Here is a 19,932-nt window from a genome sequence, read left to right on the forward strand (position 1 = left end):
TCTTTTAAAATGTTAAATTCAATCCAACTACCCACTGCTTCATCAAAGGATATGAAATTCCTGCATTCTCTGGGTTGTATCCATCAAATTTCGTGAACGTAAAATAGTTCTCAAGGTTGGTGTATATCCTTAGCCTGTCCACTTTGAATTTAGAGGTCACGTCCTGCGGAAGAACATACCCCAACTGCAACGATTTGATTCGGAAATAGGATGTATCGTACAACCAGTAATCACTATAGGCCGTGTTCAATGCCGATCCCGATGTATGTAATCTAGGATATACCGTTGATGGGTTTTCAGGTGTCCAACGGTTCAGAATTTCCTTCCGCTGCAAAAAGCCTTCATTTATATTGAACGTATTGAAACCATCATTTCCCCAGTACTGTTTTACTCCTTCCGTACCTTGGGCCACAACGTTCAAGTCAAAACCTTTGTATCCAACATTGAAATTGAACCCATAGGTTATTTTGGGTAAGGATGAATAGTCCTTGACCACTCTATCTTGATCATCGAAGACCATGTCCCCGTTGGTGTCCTTGTACAGCATATCACCTGGTCCAGGTGTACCGCCAACATACGAACCGAAGGTATAGCCATCTGCAATCAATGCATCGACCTCGGATTGATCTTGGATGATCCTGTCAAATTCCAAAAGATAAAAACTGTTGAACGCACTGCCTTCTTCGGTAATGGTGGCGGCGTTTATGGATCTGTCCCCATTGAACTTGGTCACATTGTTCTTCACCGTGGAGAGGTTACCCGCTATGTTGTAGGTGAAATCCTGACCAATATTTCCTTGATATCCCAACTGGAACTCAAAGCCGGAGTTGTCCATCTCCGCAATATTTTGCCATGGTGGTGAAAAATTGCCCAACACCAATGGAATAGGGATTTTGGTCAAAATATCACTGGTCGTTTTGTTGTAATATTCCATGGACAAGTTCAATCTTCTGGACAGTAACGACAAGTCCAAGCCAACGTTGGTGATGGTCGTGGTCTCCCATTTCAACCTGCTGTTTGCCAATTCCACAGGCGCAACCCCTTGCTGGAGCGAACCGCCAAATGGGTAGAGGTAGGATCCGTACACTTCCTGATACGAATAATCACCGATCCTATTGTTCCCAAGTTTTCCCCAAGAGCCCCTTATTTTAATCTCGTCAAACGTATTCTTCAGCTTGCTGGCAAACGATTCTTCCAAAATTCTCCAACCTGCCGAAAATGATGGGAAGAATCCCCATCTATTGTCCTCTGCAAATCGTGAGGAACCATCGTAACGGGCATTGGCCTCGAACAGATACTTTCCTTTGTAGTTGTAGTTCAACCTTCCAAAATAAGATCTTAGGGCATCATCCGTTCCAGATCCATTGGCCGATTCAAGATTGGTCCCCGCATCCAAGATATAAATGGCATCATCCCCCAAAATATCGTTCTTCTTTGCATTGAACCTATCCATACGGTTGTATTGTTGGTCAAAGCCCACCAAAGCGGAAAGACTGTGAGTTCCATTGAAGGTTTCGTTGAAGCGCAAGAGCGAGGTCACCACAGTGGAGTAACTTCTCCTGCTCTCGTTGAAGAGGCTATTGATACTTGGTTTCTTTTGATATTCAAAACCGGTCTGGAAATTCCAAAGGGAGAATGGCCTGACGTAGATCCAATCCCTATTGTTGGCATAGTTCAACCCAAAGCTGTTTTCCCATTCCAAGTTCTTGAAAATGTCAATGATACCATAGAACTTTAGACCCAACTGCAATTTTTCGTAATTGCCCCTGGCATTGTCCACCAAGGCCCTTGGGTTTGAACCTTCGGGAAGACCTTGGAACATTTCCCCTCCATATCTTCCATCGTCATACACTGGGATCACGCCTGGCGTTGTGTTTCGTATACTTGAGAAAAAGCTCCCCACATCAATAGGGCCCCTATCCGACCATGAGCCGAAAACATTTCCACCCAGCGTAAAGAAGTCCTTTACTTTTGCGTCCGCATTTATACGGAAGTTATATCTGGTATAGTCGGACTTGTCCAAAATCCCTTCGTTTTTCAAATATCCCAATGAAATGGCGAAGTTTCCTTTTTCACCTCCACCACGCACGGACAGATTGTGCTCCGTAAGTATTGAATTTTTAAGCATTTCGTCATACCAATCCGTATTGGGATACAGTGGATTTCCATTTGCAGACTCCCTTCTCCATTCATCGATCAGGGCAATGGGGTATTTTTCCCTTCCTTCAGATTCATTGACCAACTCCATGTGGGTGGCCATATCCGAAATGAAGTCAATCCGTTTGGCTGCGGATACCTGTCCTGTATATCCACTATAGGTGACCTTGAATTGCTCCCCCTTACCTCTTTTGGTCGTGACCAAGATAACACCATTGGCAGCCCGAGATCCATAGATTGCGGACGATGCAGCATCTTTCAGCACTGATATGCTCTCCACATCGTTGGGGTTCACATCATTAAGGTTTCCGGGGATACCATCAATGACCACCAAAGGTGAGGCATCGTTCATGGTTCCCCTACCCCTTACCAATATATTAAAGCCTTCCGCTCCAGGAGCTGCCGAGGTTTGCGAAACATTAAGTCCCGAACTCAAGCCCACCAGAGCAGATGAAAGGTTCATATTGGGTCGGCTACTTGTGGACTCATTGAACACCACTGAATTTACAGCACCGGTAAGGTTCTCTTTCTTTTGTGTACCATACCCTACCACAACAACCTCATCCAATTCCTTGGGCGCAGAGGCCAGCACCACCAAGGCAGCGTTCTCGGCCTGGAGCATTTGGTCCATAAAGCCTACCAGACTAAATTGTAGGACATCGCTTTCCTCACCTGCTATGGAGTAGACTCCATCTGCATTGGAAAGCACGGCTTGCCCCGTAGTCAAATTAAATATTTCCACATCCGGAAGAGGATTGCCACTGATGTCCGTGATCCGTCCGGTCATGGTATTCTGTTCATTAAAAGGCAATGCCTCATTTTCGCTTTCCATGGCCTGCAACTTCAATGGGGCCATTACATTGAAGTTGAACACAAGAACAACAAGAAGGACTACCTTTGTTTTGCTCCGCATCTTGTTTTCTCTACCTTTAAAGTCTGTTTTCATTAGTTATCATGGTTATAGTTATTTGTTAAACTGAAATTCTCACCCAAATTGTTTACGTTTTTTTCTTCATAGTTCTCAGTAATTGTTTAATGATCTTCCCTATTTTCTACAAATACCACCTCGTTTTCAAGCATTTGATGTTTCACAACGATCTCAAACAGAATTCTAAAACGTGGAATCCTTCACATGAATTTGAGCTGCATTTTGTAATTATGTATACTAACATATAAATATTTTGTATACAAAAAAAATAATTGCTAGAATTTAACAAAAAATAACCTCCAAAAAGCCTAAAATATGGTTTTTATCTACATGGGGGCGTCTGGTGATACTTTCATTTGAAATCCATATCGACAATATAATGTATACATAATTAGTGTTATTCTGTATGATTTTTCTACATTTGAAAATAACAATACTCTTAATCCATCCATTAAATTGAAGTGACCCCTATTTGATCAAGCCTATATAACCAATCCAAAGCAAAAAACCTATCTAACCCATACATCATGTCAACACAAAAAAAATCCCCTAGTACAAATTGGCTACTCATCTTAGGTCCGGGCATCATCACAGCTGCTCTGGTATTTGGCCCCAGCAAGATGACCATAACATCTAAAATGGGTGCAGATTACAACAATGATCTGCTGTGGGTGATTGTCGTGGCCATATTCTTTATGATGGTCTTCACCACAATGGGCGCAAGGATAGGTGCCCAAAACAAGGAAACACTGTTGACGCTGATCAAGAAGAAGTTTGGCAAGCCCGTTTCTGTTTTAATAGGTCTAGGGATATTTCTGGTGGCCATTTCCTTTCAGGCCGGCAACTCGACAGGTGTGTCCATTTCAATTGCAGAGGCTTCTGGCACCGATCCGAAGATATGGATCGTGGTCTTCAACATTGTTGGAATATTGCTCTTGTTCTTCAAATCTTTCTATAAGGTGTTGGAAAAGATAATGATCGCTTTGGTGATATTGATGTTGTTGTCGTTTTTGTCCACTGCCATCTTGATACGGCCCAACTTATTGGAGGTACTGAAGGGATTGGTGCCAAACGCTCCAAAAGGTTCCATAGGTCTCATCGTTGCTTTTATCGCTTCTTGTTTCTCCCTCGTTGGCGCCTTTTACCAGTCCTACCTTGTGCAGGAAAGAAAAAAATTATCCAAAACCAATGATTCGGATGGAACCGAAAGACTAAGTAGTCGTGTAGGCATCATCATTTTGGGGGTAATGAGCGCTGCTGTCATGATCTGTGCGGCAAGCGTCCTTCATCCCCAAGGCATAAAGGTGACCTCGGCCAGTGACATGGGGAAAGCACTTGAACCGCTTCTTGGTGACCATGCCTCGTTCCTCTTTTTGATCGGACTGTTCGGGGGGTCGTTTTCATCATTGATAGGGAATGCCGTATTGGGAGGATCCCTTCTTGGGGATACGCTCGGATACAATAGCGATTTGAACCACCGAATGGTAAAGGTGTTCATATCCATTGTCATGATTGCCGGGTCCATCATCGCTTTGGTTTTTGGGAGCCTGCCCTTGGAACTCATCGTGTTTGCCCAGAGCATCACCATATTCTTGGTCCCTTTCATTGGCATCACCATGTATTTGATCGGAAACGACAAGGCCATCATGGGGCAGAATGTCAATTCGCCCATCACCAAGATTTGGGGAGCATTGGGGCTACTCTTGATCGTAGGGCTTGCCATTAGTAATTTCATCAATTTGATTGATTAAAACAGAGAGCAATCTCTTCAGAGAAATTAGTGAAACAAGTGTATGGACATATACTGGGACTCTCTTTTTGGAATTATAAAGGCGCCCGCCAAGGGCGGGAATTAAAGTTTCACCACCAATTGGACCTTTTCATAACAGATCATGGGATTGAACCATTAAAACCCCGAATCAATAGGGTAAAAAATCTTTGTTGCGGAAGAGAAAAACATGGTAATTACCTAAAAAATTACATATAATGTAAAATATATCATAAATTGTTGCAAAATTCCCCTACAACAAAAAGGTAATTATTTTACAAAATGAACTGTGCCCATTTGGTAATGTGCACAGTTAGAAATCTACCCATCCGTATGTGGAACAGGATCATAAAAACATCCTTGGCCCTTTATATCCCGCTCCTGATCTTCACTCTTGCATGGGGATATTTACAAAAACAGGACCTCATTAACAGTATAGCCCTCATACAGCGACGGAACATACTCAACAAAAGCTATCATTTGGCCGATCAATGTGAATCCCTCATAGATATCACTTCCTACTGGTCCAACGCTGTCTTTCTCCCAACTTTCTCAGAGGGAAGACCTATAGATTCCGTCTTCATCAATGAATATATCAGGATCATACAGAAAGATGAAGTGTATGACCAACTCAGGTTCTTGGACCTACACGGGAACGAAGTGTTGCGATATGAAAGAGTAAACAAAGACTCCATGGGTGCCGGAGAATTGCAAAACAAAGTGCACCGTGATTATTTCCAGAAGGGACTATCGCTCCAAAAGGGCCAGGTCTACATTTCGCCAATTGAACTGAACAAGGAACATGGTGTGATAGAAGTTCCGCACAAACCCGTGATCAGGGGCGTGACCCCGATATTTGATAGCAACAAGAACCAAGTGGGGCTGGCCGTCACCAATTTTAACATGAACAAGGTTTTTGGCCTGATGAAGGGCAGGATCTCGGAGGATAATTTTTATTTGGTGGACAAGGACCGGAACGTGATCACTACAAACCTATCTGAAAGCATCCTTCCCCATCAGGCCAAGATGAGCAAGTTGGATTCATCGATCCAGAGGAAACTGCAACTGAAGAGTCTCATTTTTGAAAAGGATACTTTTTTTATGGAAAAGGGAAGCCTGTGGGTATATCAAAATGTCGATATCGGGTTTGAAAAGAATGTCGGCATGAACCGTTATACGGATTTGACCAGGGTCGTAACGGAAAACGATTGGGCCATTATCCAGGAAACCCCACCTAGCTATATACGCAAGCAATTGCAGACCATTAGAAGGAACCTGATACTTTTCAATGTGCTGACCCTGATAGTGATCGCACTCATCGCCTTGGGTTACGCACGTACGCAAAAGGAGAAAAAAAACTTTATAAACGAATTGAAAAAAAAGAACAAGGCTCTATTGGAAAGCCAGGCCAAGTTGAAGTCCACCAACCGGCTAGTAAAACAATCCAATGAAAGGTTGCAGTTACGCAATAGGCAGTTGGAGGACTTTAACTATGTGGTGGCCCATAACCTCAAGGCACCTGTGAGCAGCATGTCCATCATAGTGGATATGCTGAGCAAATCTGGCGACCAGGAAACGTTTAAAGAGCTGTTCCCGAAATTGGAGACCATTTCCTCCAGCATCAGTACACTTACCGAAGATGTACAGACCTATATCTCCATTTTGAGCAATAAGGACTTGGATCTCGAAAATGTAAACCTCCTTTTACTTTTGAAAGAAGTCGAAAATGATTTTGCGGAGACACTTTTGGACAACGAACGCAAAGATTTCGAAACCATTTACAAGCTAGATGCGTGGCATACGCTCAAATGTTCAAAGTTTTACATGAAGAGTATTTTACACAATTTCTTGTCCAATGCCATAAAATACAGAAGAATGGACGTGTCCCCGCACGTGATTTTTGAAACTTGCTGGGAAAACGAAAGAAAAGTACTCTATATAAGGGACAATGGACTTGGCATGGACTTAAACCGCCATGGGGACAACCTGTTCAAGTTGTATAAAAGGTTCCATCGTAATGTTTCCGGAAAAGGGATGGGACTGTTCATCGCCAAATCCCAACTTGAGGCCATGGATGCCACAATCGAGGTGGAGAGTACAGAAAACATAGGTACAACGTTTAAGATCAAATTCAAAAGATCATGAAAAAACCCAACATTCTCTTAGTGGATGATGACGAGGTCTACCTCTTTGTCACTAAAAAAATCTTGTCCAATCTGTCCAAGGACATTTTGATCAACACCTTTACGGATGGTGAAAAGGCCATTGAATACATTACTTTGTGCATTCAGGAAACCGTTGAGCTGCCCGAGATCATATTATTGGACATCAACATGCCGTTCATGGATGGATGGGGATTTTTATCCGAGTTCAAAAAAATGAAACCGAAGCTCCCCGACCAAAATGTGAACATCTTCTTGGTCACTTCATCCAACGACCCGAATGATCTTAAACGGGCACAAGAATTTGAAGAACTCACAGGATATGTCGTAAAACCCGTTTTTGAAAACAAACTGGCCGAAATCTTAACGGAAGTATATAATGGTGAATGGTAATCGATCCCAAATACCATTACCCCATTTGGAAAAACGGGAATCCCCAACAAAAAATGTCCGTTATATTTAACCAATAGGGAGTAGCATCGTTTTTTACCGAGGATCTGCATGAACCTATCCTTTAGCATCCAACAAACCAAGCCCTCTATAGCCCCCATAACAGCGGCAGAAAAAAGTAGATGAAAAGGGCCACCACAACTATGGAAACAAGGTTCATGAAAAAGCCCGATCTCACCATATCCGGTATCCTCAGATATCCCGATCCAAAAACCACTGCATTTGGTGGAGTGGCGACGGGCAACATGAACGCACAGGATGCCGCAGAAGTACAAGCTACCATCAATACAAAGGGATCTATTCCCAGCGTAAGTGCCAAAGGTGCCAGAACCGGGAGCATCATGGCCGTAGTGGCCAGATTCGATGTGACCTCTGTCAGGAAATTGATGCAGGTAATGACCAACAACAACAAAACCAACAATGGTAGTCCATCAAAAAAAGCCATCTGAGCCCCTATATAACTTGCCAGCCCTGTATCCTCAAACCCTTTTGCAATGGCCATTCCACCTCCAAAGAGCAAAATAATGCCCCAAGGAATCTGAACCGCTTCTTCCCAACGGAGAATAGAACCTTTTCCGTTTCCGGTGGGCAATGCAAAAAGTACCACTGCAGATGCTATGGCTATCATGGTATCGTCTATGGCCGGTATGAAATGTTGTAACAGGAAGGAACGGGTAATCCAACAAAAGGCCGTGAGCACAAAGATCCCAAGCACAATCCTTTCTTCCCTTCCCATTGGTCCCAGGTCATGTAGAAGCCGGTTTATTTCCTCTTTCCCCCCGGGAAATCTTCCCTGCCTCAAGGGGTAGGCAATTCGGGTAAGGTATAGCCAAGCCAGAACGAGCAATATGGTGGCCACGGGAAGCCCAAATTTCATCCACTGCCAAAAACTGACATCCACACCATAGGTTTTTTGAACAAATCCGGCAAAGACCAAATTGGGGGGTGTGCCGATCAAGGTGGCAATACCTCCTATGGAAGCGGAATAAGCAATGGCCAGCATCAGCATCTTGCCGAATATCTCATTCTCGTCCTGTGGGGTTACGGGGTTGTCCTTTAACTGTTTGATGATGGATACTGCCATGGGCATGACCATCACAGTGGTCGCCGTATTTGAAATCCACATGGAAAGGAATGCCGTTGCCACCATAAATCCAAGGACGATGGTGTACATATTGGTGCCAATGATCCTTATAATATTCAATGCAATGCGCTTATGCAAATTCCATCTTTCAATGGCCACTGCCAACATAAATCCGCCCATATACAGAAAAACATATTTATGCCCGTAGCTGGCCGTGGTATCTCCAAGGCTTATCGTATCCAACAAAGGGAACAGAATAATCGGCAACAGGGCAGTGGCGGCAATGGGCAACACCTCCAAGACCCACCAAACACCTATCCAGACCGTGGCCGCAAGCAGGTCCCTTCCTTGATCAGAAAGGCCTTCCCCTTTAAAAAATAAATGAATAAAGACAAAAAGTAAGGGGCCAAGGACAAAGCCCAAACGTTTATAGAGCATTATATTACGAGTTGTTTAGTACATGTGCACAATAAAAAAGGGAGCATCCCAATCCATGACCGGCGCTCCCTTTTTTAATCCGTTGTTCTTAGTCGATATTCTCCTGGTCCAGCCAGTACAACAAATAGGGAATGTTATAGGCATGCGTCCAGCCAAACACACGAAGCCCTTGGTTGGTTTGCCAGTTGGTAAAGCGTCCTTTACTTTCTGGAAGGTTCGAAATTTTGACCAGATCATCGCTATATGCTACGGCATTTTCATATTCCTCCGGTTTTTTGGGCAGTTCACCAATCTTAAGTACCTCTGCTCTAGCAAGTGCCTCATTCAGGTATACTTTTTCTCCACTGAACTCATACCCGATCAGCAATGGATAGATCGTTGCTAGGTACGATTCCATTTCGTGGTTCAATGGGGGTACGTCGCGAACCCATCTTGCGTGGTTAACCAGAGCTTTTTTCACCCTTTCGTCCCCTGTGATCTGTTGGTATTTGTATAATCCTTGGGCCACATAGGTTTGGCTATATCCATATCTGTCCAATAGAAGGTTGCCCCCTTGTCTCTCTTGCAATTCCAACATGATGTTCACCCTATCATCCAGTTCATCCTTATATTTTTTGAGTTTGGTGGCATCATAAAGTTCGACCAAATTGAGAACGGACAGATAGAGTCTTCTTCCCCTTAGGTCGTGTTCCCCCCAAATTCTATTGATATAGGTGTCTCCGGTCATTTTGGCCACTTCAAGAGCCCGATGGTCGGCTGCCAGATAGTAATCCGCAATCCATCCCTGGATCCAAACGTGTGCACTCAAAAGGGCATTCCAATGCTCGTTTGCATGCCTTCTGCCTATACCCAGATAAGGGGTGGATTCCGGTTCGTCCTCATAGTTCCAAAAATCTATCGCATCATTGATCTCCCCATAATAGGTGCGCTTTCTTGGCCAGTGGATATTATCCACATCCATGGTATGTCTGCTCATGGCCTGTGCCAGATTGAAGAATTTGGGATCCCCGGTTCGCATAAAATTGGTCCAAAGCATGAAATCGGTCGTGGGCTCGTTATTGGTCCACATGACCCATCTTCCATTGAAGAAATAGGTCTTGCCATCACCGTAGTCAAATATACCGTACCATGGTTCGTTCTCTTGGTTATAGGTCCACCACTGATACTTGTACTGCAATGCGTTTTCAAACTCTGGATGCTTTTCGGAAAAAGGGGCCATATTGCCATACACCTTAGAACCGGTGTACCATTCTGGGGAAGCATGTGCCACGGGAGCATCCAAAACATAGTCCATTTTCTGACCCACTCCTTCAGGGGAGTCATTGTCATGGAAATAATAAATGAACTCCGTTGTTTTGGTGATGCCCTGGGCAAAATTGTCCAACATTTCGCCATCGCTCTCAGTGTTTGCCCTAGCAAAACTTTTTGGGCCATTTTCCTTGGGCCAGATACTTCCTGTCAACGTAGATGTGGAAGCGTCCAGTTCTATCCCTTTGGGATATTCCTTCAAGAAATTCTTTATGCCGACACCAACCCCTCTTTTCCCGTCGGAAACATTTATCCATCCCTTTGCCTTTTGGGCCTGGGCGACATTGTCGCCGGCCTTGTCCACAGTGGCCACAAAGCTTGGTTGTAGTTCTTCATCTTTTTGATCTTCCTCTTTTTTAAAACCACTCATATATAGGCTTCTAAGGCTTGGGCTTTTTTTACCCTCGGGCCCTTTTTGCAACAATTGGACAGTTTCACTGCCGCCCACCGTTACTTTTTCGATGACGGTCTTGGCATCCTCATCCTTCCAATCCCCATCATACATGGGCATGGAAACGCTTACATTATTATCCAAATGGTACTTGAGCTGAAGCCCGACCCCGGCTATCTGGTCATTGGGCTGGGTCCATCCCGGATCATCTGCAGTTTGTTCGGATAAGATCTTTTTGTTCTGCGTCGCTATGTTGGCATGCTGGCCATCCTGAATTTTATGTTTGTCGGGGATGCCCGTATAGGTCATGGTATGAAGCACTTTAATATAGCTTTTTCCCGCATAAGTGTGCAACCAAATGGAGAAGGGGGATATGTTGTTGTCTGGCCTATTATAGGTATAGGTCCCCTCTATCCTAAAAATGGAATGCATCGGTCCTGAGCCTTTTTCCCTGAAAACCTCATTGATGACCGCTTTTGAGGCATCGATCCCAGCATCATCCAAAATATCGAAGAAAGACCCCCGATTCTCCCCCTTTGACGACCCGATTAATTCATTATCCGCAAATTTTCCGTCTTGGTCGGAATCCAGATATACCTCATCCAAAAATCCGTTGCCCCTCTTATGGATGGAAAAAGAGAGCGGCCCCGTGTTCACATCAATCCCACCTTGTGGTCTCATGTTATTGGTGGATATGATCTTTTCCTTTGGAAGCATGGGCGCTACACTGTCCCCATACTCCAGCACATAATCTGAACCTTCTTCAGAGAAAAAGAACACCCAAACCCACTTGATGCTCTCATCTATTGGACCCCAATTGGATACCTCCGTGGTCTGGCATGGAATCTCTGTGCCATCGGCAGTCAACAACCGAAGGTTGTCCACTGAGTACAGTGCCCCTTTGGGAAAAGGGATCCCCAACGTTACGGGTGCGCCTTTTTTGTTGTTCTCAATGGTGATGCTTACCTGTTTGCCAGGTTCTGGTTTCGCACAGGACTTTAGCAAGAAACATGCGAGCAGTACTGTTATAACTATTCTCATTTTTATAAGGTTATTTGTTTTACAGACATAGTGCAGCTGCACCCAAAATGGGTGAATCCACCAGATCTGATGTTTCAATTTTAAAATGTTCCAGTTGTTTTTGATAGGCAAATGAACCAAGGGAATGCATTACGGCATCCTTGAAAAATGGGTATGCATTGCTGATGGACCCCCCAAGAACGATCATCTCGGGCGCAAACAGGTAGAGAATGGCCTTTATGGCCTCTCCCAAGTGCTTTCCATATTCGTTGAATGCTCCCAGGGCCACAGTATCCTCTTCCAAAGCTTTATTGAAAAGTGCTTTGGCAGATTCCCCATATGTTTCCTCAAAGAAAAAACTGCCCGTGTAATGCTCCATGATACCATTTTTATAGGGAAGCATGCCTATTTCCCCTGCACCGCACAAAACACCATTGTACAGCTTGTTGTCTATTAAAATCCCCATACCGAGTCCCGTACCTAAGGAAAGTGCCACGCAATTGGTATATGCTTGCGCCTTTCCGAAGTATTTTTCGCCCAGTGCAAAACAATTGGCATCGTTGTTTATGAACACAGGCACCTTATACTTTTGATATACCAAATCCTTCAGGGCCACTTTGGTCCATGCAGGAATGTTCTGCACATCGTACACAATACCGGATTCTGGGTCCACCACTGCCGGGACTCCAATGCCAATGGCCTCCACAGAATCGGTCATTACTTTATTTATAATTTCAAAGAGTTTATCAAGGGTTGCTTCTTCCATGTCATTTCGGTCAACCTCCACCAAATGGCTTTGCAATACCGATCCATTGACCACTTTACCTGCCTTCATGTTGGTACCCCCAATATCAACCCCTATGAATTCCTTTTGCATGGAACTAGCTTTCTTTTTTAAGGCTAATGGTCTTGTTGTTGACCAATGGTTTTGCCCAAAAGCCTATGGTAAATATGAATGCCAGTGGAATCAACAAAAAGAACATTCCAGACCTTAGGGTAGTCATCTCCCCTAGGCCGCCAACAATGAACGGGATGACCGCCCCACCAGCAATTCCGGTGCAAAGAATCCCCGAAAGTGAGCCGTGGTGTTCCTTGACTGAATTGAGGGCCAATGAAAAAATGATGGAATACATGACCGAAATAAAAAACCCGACCATCGGAAACCCGATCAAGGCCATTTGGGAAGAACCTGTCAAGGCCAATACCAAGAACACCATGGTTATGGCCGTAGCAAATATCAACAGTTTACGGCTGTCCATAAATTTCAAGAGCACGAGGCCCAAAAGACAACCTACGGTCAACATGGCCCAAAAATAGGAAACTGTGTCCGCTCCCACGGTTTGCGGGTCCAACCCATGGTATTGGTATAAAAACTGGGAAATCCAATTGCCTACCCCTTGCTCGGTACCCACATAACAAAAGATCCCCAAGAAATACAAGATGGTCCATTTGTTTTTCAAGAGGTCCCAATAGGAACTACCATCCCCTGCCTTCTCATCCGCTGTTTTTTCAAACTTGGGATATCTCGTCATAAAAACATAGATGAAGAGCAAGACCGATATGGCGGCAAACACAATATATAATGAAACCCATGGCAGGTTTTCTGGCACCCACGAACGTAATGTTTCTGCTATGGCATCTCCTTGAGTACCATCCCTATCCACCAAATATTTATATAGATAAGGGCTCAAAAATGAAGCTGCACCGAACACCAACTGTGCCAGTACAGAATTGAACGCAAAGTGTTCCTCGCCACCAGCAACCCTCAGCATTGGGTTTATAATGACCTGCAAAACGGCCATGCAGCAACCCAAAGTGAACAGTGTGATACTGAACATGCCGTATTGGGGCACAAGGGCAAAACCCAGGGAAGCAAGCGCCATGACCAAGAACGATACGGACAACAAGGTCCTTTCACTATACTTCTCGGAGAGGAATCCCGCCGGAATGGACATGATCCCATACGCGATAAAGAAAGTGAATGGCAGTAAGCCCGTTAAAGTAAGGCTTAGATCAAAACTGTCCTTTACGTCGACTATAATAGAATTGAGTATGTTGGTAATGAATGATATTACAAAGAATACCAGCATTACCAGCCCAATGATATGATAGTATCTCTTGGTCGTGGGCTTGCTATTCTCCATTGGTAGTTAGTTGGTTATTAATTGGATGCTCTTCCTGGGCTTGGTTTGCTTGGTTTGGGTTCTATTTGCTCCCCAACATAGGGAACAATTGTTTGATCTCTTCTTCTGTAGGTTGCTTACCGTACTCACATATCTCAAAGAACTCAACTTGTTGTACTTTGGACATATCCCTGCCCGGATACCATTTCTTGGCCGCTTCCAAAGTGCTTGCATCTGGTTTTCTGTTCATCCATCTGTTCTTGAGCCATGCCAAGCGTTCTTCTTTTCCTGTGGGTATGGTCGACAAATCGGTACCTGCGGTCCATGGCAGCCATTCGAACATTTGCGAATCGTGGGCCGCCAATCCGGCAACTTTGGTATCAATGACTTCATCCACTATTACTGCTATGTCCTTCTGGAATGGATAGGGTTTTTGAAAATGATCGCTCATATAAAGAAAAACCGGGTTTTTCTCCAAAGGAGGGGTATCAGGGGCCACGTTGGGCACAATGTTCATGTAGGCCGCATCTTGAACTACGGATCCTGCATTCCTATGGTCTGGGTGGTAATCGTTCGGTCTAAGTCCCAAAACGATATCCGCATCCCAACCACGAATCCTTCGAATCACTTCCAAACGGACGTTCAATGTTGGGAACAATTCCCCGTCGTGGTTGTCCAATACTTCATATTCGGCAATTCCCAAGGCCTTTGCCGCATCCTTGGCCTCTTGTCTGCGCTTTTTGGCCAATGGTCCGCCTCCCATGCTCTGGTGACCTGCATCACCGTTGGTCAATGCAAGGAATTTTACGTTGTGTCCCATTTTTGCAAAAAGGGCCGCCGTACCTCCAAATTTGGAATCGCAATCATCGGGGTGCGCCCCAATGGCTATGATGTTCAACACTTTTTTTTCTTGTGCTTGCATTACCACGAAGGCAAAGCACAGGCATATTGCCATTGTCAATTTTCTCATTGTCTTTATCTGTATTTGGTTTATTATTTTATTGCAATCAAATCCCAGGTCACTTCTTTCCAAGCAACTTTCATATTAAAAAATGCTGCATCCTCCAATTGAGTTGGGACCATAGAACCATAAGTAGGCAATCCATGGTTGGGGCTATCAATCAAACTAACTCAATATATAGAAAACGCTAACTTCCAATCTTTTAAATCCTAATTCTGCGTAAAATTTGGATTGATATCCATCTCGCGTTGCGGAATAAAGAAATATTCACGGGTTCCTGTAATGACCGGTTCTGCTTCAATCACCTTGTTGATGGCATTGAAACGTCTCAAATCGGCCCATCTGTGGTTTTCAAAGGCGAGTTCCACCCTTCTTTCATGGAGCAGTTTCTCTTCGAATGTGCCTGGTGTGGCCGCATTTATCTCTCCCAAATCTGCCCTTTCCCTGACTTCATTGATCAAGTCATAGCTTTCATCGGTCTCACCCAGAGCCTCGGCCAACATCAGCAGCACATCGGCATACCTAAAGACCACAAAGTTGATGTCCGAATCATTTTCTATGGCTATGTCCGCTTGGTATTTCTTGATGTACAATGCCTCTACCACTTCAGCATCCAAGTTTATATAAGAATCTCCCATGGAGGCATCATACCTGGAATCTCCATCCTCATAAGCTTCTTGCATGGACACCGTTGGCCTGTTCCTTCCGTACCCTGCACCTGCCTGCAAAGCGGAACTTGGGGAAAAGTCATTGGTGAACAGACTTCCTTGGCCTATTCCACCGCTCATGAACTGTACCTCGAATATGGATTCTTCATTGTTCTCGTTGTCCACACCCCACAGATCTGCATATTCAGGCACCAAATCATATCCGTAACTTGAGATGATCCTACGCAACACGGTCTCTGCGGCGGTATTGTTCCCCAAAGTAAGCTGCACCTTGGCCAGCAATGTGGCCGCTGCCCCTTTTGTGGCTTTGCCAACGCTGCTGGAAGGATATGAAACGGGGAGGTAACCTTCCGCCGTTTCCAGGTCGGTCACCATTTGTTCCAAGATAACAGTTTCCGAGACCTGGACCAATTCGTCGCCGGCCACATAGGGCTCCAACTGCAATGGTACATTCCCAAAGGCAATGGCCAGGTGATAGTACATCAGGGAACGGATAAAAAGGGCTTCTCCAGCAATTCGGTCCCGAGTGGACGCATCCATTTCAACAGAAGAAATGCGTTCCAATATGACATTGCAATTTGCAATTACCTTGTAGGATTCACTCCAGGCCGTTGATACCTGTTCGTTCAAGGCATCCTCCGTGAAAGCATTGATTTCGGTGTACTGTCGTGCAAGACCTGTTGCATCAGGTCCTTGATCGGTGTTATCGCTCCTCATCTCGAACATGGTCCAATAGCCCCGTCCGTAAATGCCTGTACTCTGCAATCCCCTATAACTGGCATTGATGGCCACTTCGAAATCATCCGCGGATTTATAGAAATCGGCCTCGTTTCTGTTAGAGATCGGTGCGAGATCGGTAAAATCTTCGCTACATCCGGTAAATAGTACCGTACATAGCATTATATATAGAATTCGTTTCATTTTTTTCCGTTTTTAGGTTAGAACTTTAGGTTTACTCCCATTGTAAAGGACTTGGTCAATGGAAAAGCGCCATAATCTTCTCCCGGAGTCAAACTATTGGTTGTAATGCTACTAACCTCAGGGTTGTAGCCCATATAGTCTGTAATGGTAAACAAGTTGGTACCGGTGATGTAGAAACGTAGTTTTTGGATCTTGTTGCCGAACAGATTATCGGTCGGCAAAGTGTACCCTAGTGTAACATTTCTCAAACGGATATAGGACCCATCCTCAACCTGAAAAGATGATGGTCTTTGGTTGTTACCGTGGTTACCAGTTCCCCTGTCCGCTCTTGGAACCCACCCATTTCCTGGGTCGGAGGCCGATCGCCAACGATCATTGAACGCTGCATATGAGTTAAAGTTGGCCTCTCCATTCAACAAGTGCCTTCCGGTAAGGTTGAGTATCTCATTGCCCTCGACCCCTTGTATCAAGAAACCGAAATCAACGCCCTTAAAACTTAGCCTGTTGTTGATACCCCAAGTAAAGTCTGGAAAATAACTTCCCGTAACGGTCCTATCATCTGGGGTAATCTGACCATCACCGTCTACATCCTTGAACTTGAAGTCCCCTGGGCCGGGATTGGGAGCCTGAGTATCGACTGGAGCATTATCAATTTCCTCTTGAGTCTGATAAATACCTTCCACAACATAACCGTAGTAGCTGCCTATAGGGTCCCCTACCCTTGTTACGTGGCGGATACCCGCACTACCTGTGGAATATATGGGTTCATTGCCCTCATTGAGTGCTAGCACTTCATTTTTGTTGGTAGAGAAGTTGATATCGGTATCCCAGCTGAAATCGCCCACAAAGTTTTTGGTGCTCAAAGCAATTTCAAAACCTTTGTTCTGGACCTTACCAAGATTTCTCAAAGTGGTCTCAAAGCCAGATACGGATGAAATGGCCACGTTCAGCAAGAGATCCCTGGTTTTGGTGTCATAGTAGTCCGCCAACAGGAACACCCTGTTGTTGAAGAGTCCCAACTCCAGACCCACATCCACTTGCTCGGATTTTTCCCAAGTCAAATTGGGGTTTGGAATGGTGGACTGGATGATTCCGTTGACCTCATTGCCGGCCAGGTTATAGTTCTGTGGGGACAATAGACCTACAGCTCCATAATTTGGTATCTCAAAGTTACCTGTCTGCCCCCAACTCATTCTAAGTTTCAATTCGGAGATGGTCTCCGAAGAGGATAGGAAAGATTCCTCGTTCAATCTCCACCCAACTGAGAATGAAGGGAAATATCCAGTTTGGTTGTTCTTACCAAAACGGGAAGATTTATCGGAACGGATGGTTCCTGTAAAGAGGTATTTGTCCTTAAAACTATAGTTGACCCTGAACAGCGAAGAGAGTAAGGACCATTGTTCCTTCACTGATGTTCCGGCATATACCTGTCCACCGCTAATGGTGGTCACCAGATCATCGGGATAGTTATTGGCCACAACCCTTTCCAGTCTTACATTGTCCTTTTGGGCGGTATATCCCAAAACGGCATCCACGTAGTGGTCCCCGATTTCCTTTTTCCAACTCAATGTATTCTCCCACAACCAGTTGGTCTCGGTAGACGTAGATGCCTGCCCATAAGGATTTCCTACAGTGGAGTTACGCAGCAACAATGTATTGGCCCGGTAAAAATCTTGGTTGAACAAGTTGATGTAAACACCTCCCAAGGTTTTAAAGCTCAGATCGGGTAGGATATCGTAGGTCAAACCAAGGGTTCCCCTGTTCTGAAATTGGAATATCTGATCGTCCACTCCCTCTATGATCGCCAAGGGGTTACTGGCCGTGGTGGTTCCTCCTGCCAAGTGGGATTGGTTGTCCAACTGATTGATGGTTCCATCCGCATTGTAAGGTTTCACCACCGGGGAATGCACTATGGCCGAGTATACAATTCCTGGAGGGGTCGCAAAGTATGGTGAATTTGCAGGCACCCTTTGGTTTTCGGTCACTGTAGGGGCCAACCTTAGATCTAGGTTCAACTTCTCGGTCAATTGGGAGTTGAGGTTCATCAGCACAGAATACCTTTCAAATTTTGATTTTTCTATGATTCCGTTTTGGGAGAAATACCCTGCGGAAGTATAGAAACTTGTCTTGTTCCTGATCGGGGATGCATAGGAGAAGTTATAGCTCTGGACGACTCCTGTCTTAAAAATCAAATCTTGCCAATCCGTATCGGTACCATCCCAGTTCACATAGGATGCAGGCATTTCATAATTTGTATTCCCACGATCACCAGGTCCTATGGGATCATCGACCGAAGCTCCTGGGATATCCACCAAATAATTGTTGTTCCTGGCATCCCTTGTATAATCGATAAGTTCAGCGGCATTCATTAGGTCTATCTTGTTGGCCACCGATTGGATGCTCACGTAGGAATCAAAAGAGAAGACTCCTTCTTCGGTACTTGAACCTTTTTTTGTGGTGATGAGCAATACCCCGTTACCACCTCTAGATCCATAAATTGCGGCGGCGCTGGCATCTTTCAATACCTGCATGGATTCAATATCGTTCGGGTTAAGGGTTCCCAATGGGTTGATGGTCGGCGGTTGAAATGCCTGTGACTGATTGGACAAGGAACCCAATTGGCTGGATGATGTAAGGTTTCGGGAAATTGGTATTCCATCCACTACGAACAATGGATCGTTACCAGCGGAAATGGAACCTGAACCCCTGATCCTAATATTGGGGGCCGCTCCCGGTTCACCTGAAACTTCCTGGACCTGCACACCTGCCACTTGTCCAATAAGTGCTCCTTCTGGTGTAATCGTAGGAACGTTTACTATGGTTTCCGGTTGGATGGAAACTACGGAACCCGTTACTTTTGTTTTTGCGAGTGTACCATACCCCACAACTACCACTTCTTCCAAAGCGGCTGCATCAGGCTCCATCCTAACAGTTACGGTAGTTAGACCGGCAACACTGACTTCTTTGGGCTTATAGCCAATGTAGGTTACCTGTATAACGGTGGTCCCAGAAGGCAATGAGAGTTCGAACTTCCCATCAAAATCGGTAGTTGTCCCCACTGTGGTTCCTTTGGCAATGATGCTTGCCCCTGGCAACGGGACCCCATTTTCGTCCACAACCGTACCTGTAAGCATCGATTGGGGGTCTTGGATCTCAATTTTCTTTTGGGGCACCAATGAAGGGAGGGTGGGTTCTCCAACCTTTTTGATGACAATCTGCCTTGCGATTACCTCATAGCTCAATCCTGAACCTTTAAAAAGTTGTTTCAAAAAATCCTCAATGCACAAATTTTTATGAAAAATGGTGACCTTTCTAGTAAGGTCCACTTCAGAAGCCTCATAAAAAAACTTGTATCCGGTGGATTTTGTAATGGTCTCAAAGATGTCCCCAACTTGTTGGTTTTCAAAGCTCATGGTGACGACATCGTCCTGTGCACAATTGGTGGCGTTGCCAAAACTGAAAAAAAGTAGCAAGGACAAACAGCACAATACATTCTTACTGAGCTTTTTAGCCCAGGCACATATAGTTTGGTTTTCTTTCATGATTATTTTAG

The 19,932-nt window shown here is 44.8% G+C and carries 11 protein-coding genes; 3 read left to right on the forward strand and 8 right to left on the reverse strand.

The features are described from left to right. Positions 1 to 4: 4 nt before the first annotated feature. A complete protein-coding gene (locus D2V93_RS07315) occupies positions 5 to 3,103 on the reverse strand; it encodes a SusC/RagA family TonB-linked outer membrane protein (RefSeq protein WP_119618980.1) in 3,099 nt (1,032 codons plus the stop codon). A 509-nt stretch (positions 3,104 to 3,612) separates the two neighbouring features. Between D2V93_RS07315 and D2V93_RS07320 the strand changes: the two genes are divergently transcribed. The 3 genes from D2V93_RS07320 (at position 3,613) to D2V93_RS07330 (ending at position 7,408) form a co-directional block, all read left to right on the forward strand. Beyond that, positions 3,613 to 4,836: an Nramp family divalent metal transporter gene (locus D2V93_RS07320; protein ID WP_119618981.1), complete on the forward strand. Its 1,224-nt coding sequence runs from the start codon at positions 3,613 to 3,615 to the stop codon at positions 4,834 to 4,836. Positions 4,837 to 5,156: 320 nt separating this feature from the next. Beyond that, on the forward strand, positions 5,157 to 6,998 hold the full coding sequence (locus D2V93_RS07325; protein ID WP_182849960.1) for a sensor histidine kinase: 1,842 nt from the start codon (positions 5,157 to 5,159) through the stop codon (positions 6,996 to 6,998). After that, positions 6,995 to 7,408 (forward strand): response regulator, encoded by a 414-nt coding sequence (locus D2V93_RS07330; RefSeq protein WP_072880010.1) that lies wholly within the window; start codon positions 6,995 to 6,997, stop codon positions 7,406 to 7,408. The genes D2V93_RS07325 and D2V93_RS07330 overlap by 4 nt, the downstream gene beginning before the upstream one ends. Positions 7,409 to 7,553: 145 nt before the next feature. Here D2V93_RS07330 and D2V93_RS07335 read toward each other — a convergent pair whose 3' ends face one another. The 7 genes from D2V93_RS07335 to D2V93_RS07365 all read right to left on the reverse strand — a co-directional run bounded on the left by D2V93_RS07335 (position 7,554) and on the right by D2V93_RS07365 (position 19,921). After that, the gene (locus D2V93_RS07335; protein ID WP_119618983.1) at positions 7,554 to 8,987 is read right to left on the reverse strand and encodes an SLC13 family permease; all 1,434 of its coding nucleotides are present in this window, start codon (positions 8,985 to 8,987) and stop codon (positions 7,554 to 7,556) included. Between the two features lie 88 nt (positions 8,988 to 9,075). Then, complete coding sequence (locus D2V93_RS07340) at positions 9,076 to 11,727, reverse strand: exo-rhamnogalacturonan lyase family protein (protein ID WP_182849961.1); 2,652 nt, start codon at positions 11,725 to 11,727, stop codon at positions 9,076 to 9,078. 19 nt (positions 11,728 to 11,746) lie between these two features. After that, positions 11,747 to 12,583 (reverse strand): ROK family protein, encoded by an 837-nt coding sequence (locus D2V93_RS07345; protein ID WP_119618984.1) that lies wholly within the window; start codon positions 12,581 to 12,583, stop codon positions 11,747 to 11,749. 4 nt (positions 12,584 to 12,587) lie between these two features. Then, positions 12,588 to 13,850 (reverse strand): MFS transporter, encoded by a 1,263-nt coding sequence (locus D2V93_RS07350; RefSeq protein WP_119618985.1) that lies wholly within the window; start codon positions 13,848 to 13,850, stop codon positions 12,588 to 12,590. A gap of 61 nt (positions 13,851 to 13,911) precedes the next feature. After that, positions 13,912 to 14,799: a PIG-L deacetylase family protein gene (locus D2V93_RS07355; RefSeq protein WP_072880454.1), complete on the reverse strand. Its 888-nt coding sequence runs from the start codon at positions 14,797 to 14,799 to the stop codon at positions 13,912 to 13,914. A gap of 200 nt (positions 14,800 to 14,999) precedes the next feature. Next, positions 15,000 to 16,379, reverse strand: a complete 1,380-nt coding sequence (locus D2V93_RS07360) for a RagB/SusD family nutrient uptake outer membrane protein (RefSeq protein WP_072880018.1) — start codon at positions 16,377 to 16,379, stop codon at positions 15,000 to 15,002. A gap of 17 nt (positions 16,380 to 16,396) precedes the next feature. After that, a complete protein-coding gene (locus tag D2V93_RS07365) occupies positions 16,397 to 19,921 on the reverse strand; it encodes a TonB-dependent receptor (protein ID WP_072880020.1) in 3,525 nt (1,174 codons plus the stop codon). Between the last annotated feature and the right edge of the window lie 11 nt (positions 19,922 to 19,932).

Source organism: Flagellimonas taeanensis, assembly GCF_003584105.1.
GTDB classification, from domain to species: Bacteria; Bacteroidota; Bacteroidia; order Flavobacteriales; family Flavobacteriaceae; genus Flagellimonas; species Flagellimonas taeanensis.

Excerpts from the sequence above, each read along its gene's own strand:
- D2V93_RS07320 (WP_119618981.1), top strand. The coding sequence starts at position 3,613 with ATGTCAACACAAAAAAAATCCCCTAGTACAAATTGGCTACTCATCTTA.
- D2V93_RS07340 (WP_182849961.1), bottom strand. The coding sequence starts at position 11,727 with ATGAGAATAGTTATAACAGTACTGCTCGCATGTTTCTTGCTAAAGTCC.
- D2V93_RS07335 (WP_119618983.1), bottom strand. The coding sequence starts at position 8,987 with ATGCTCTATAAACGTTTGGGCTTTGTCCTTGGCCCCTTACTTTTTGTC.
- D2V93_RS07350 (WP_119618985.1), bottom strand. The coding sequence starts at position 13,850 with ATGGAGAATAGCAAGCCCACGACCAAGAGATACTATCATATCATTGGG.
- D2V93_RS07315 (WP_119618980.1), bottom strand. The coding sequence starts at position 3,103 with ATGAAAACAGACTTTAAAGGTAGAGAAAACAAGATGCGGAGCAAAACA.
- D2V93_RS07360 (WP_072880018.1), bottom strand. The coding sequence starts at position 16,379 with ATGAAACGAATTCTATATATAATGCTATGTACGGTACTATTTACCGGA.
- D2V93_RS07325 (WP_182849960.1), top strand. The coding sequence starts at position 5,157 with ATGTGCACAGTTAGAAATCTACCCATCCGTATGTGGAACAGGATCATA.
- D2V93_RS07355 (WP_072880454.1), bottom strand. The coding sequence starts at position 14,799 with ATGAGAAAATTGACAATGGCAATATGCCTGTGCTTTGCCTTCGTGGTA.
- D2V93_RS07345 (WP_119618984.1), bottom strand. The coding sequence starts at position 12,583 with ATGCAAAAGGAATTCATAGGGGTTGATATTGGGGGTACCAACATGAAG.
- D2V93_RS07330 (WP_072880010.1), top strand. The coding sequence starts at position 6,995 with ATGAAAAAACCCAACATTCTCTTAGTGGATGATGACGAGGTCTACCTC.
- D2V93_RS07365 (WP_072880020.1), bottom strand. The coding sequence starts at position 19,921 with ATGAAAGAAAACCAAACTATATGTGCCTGGGCTAAAAAGCTCAGTAAG.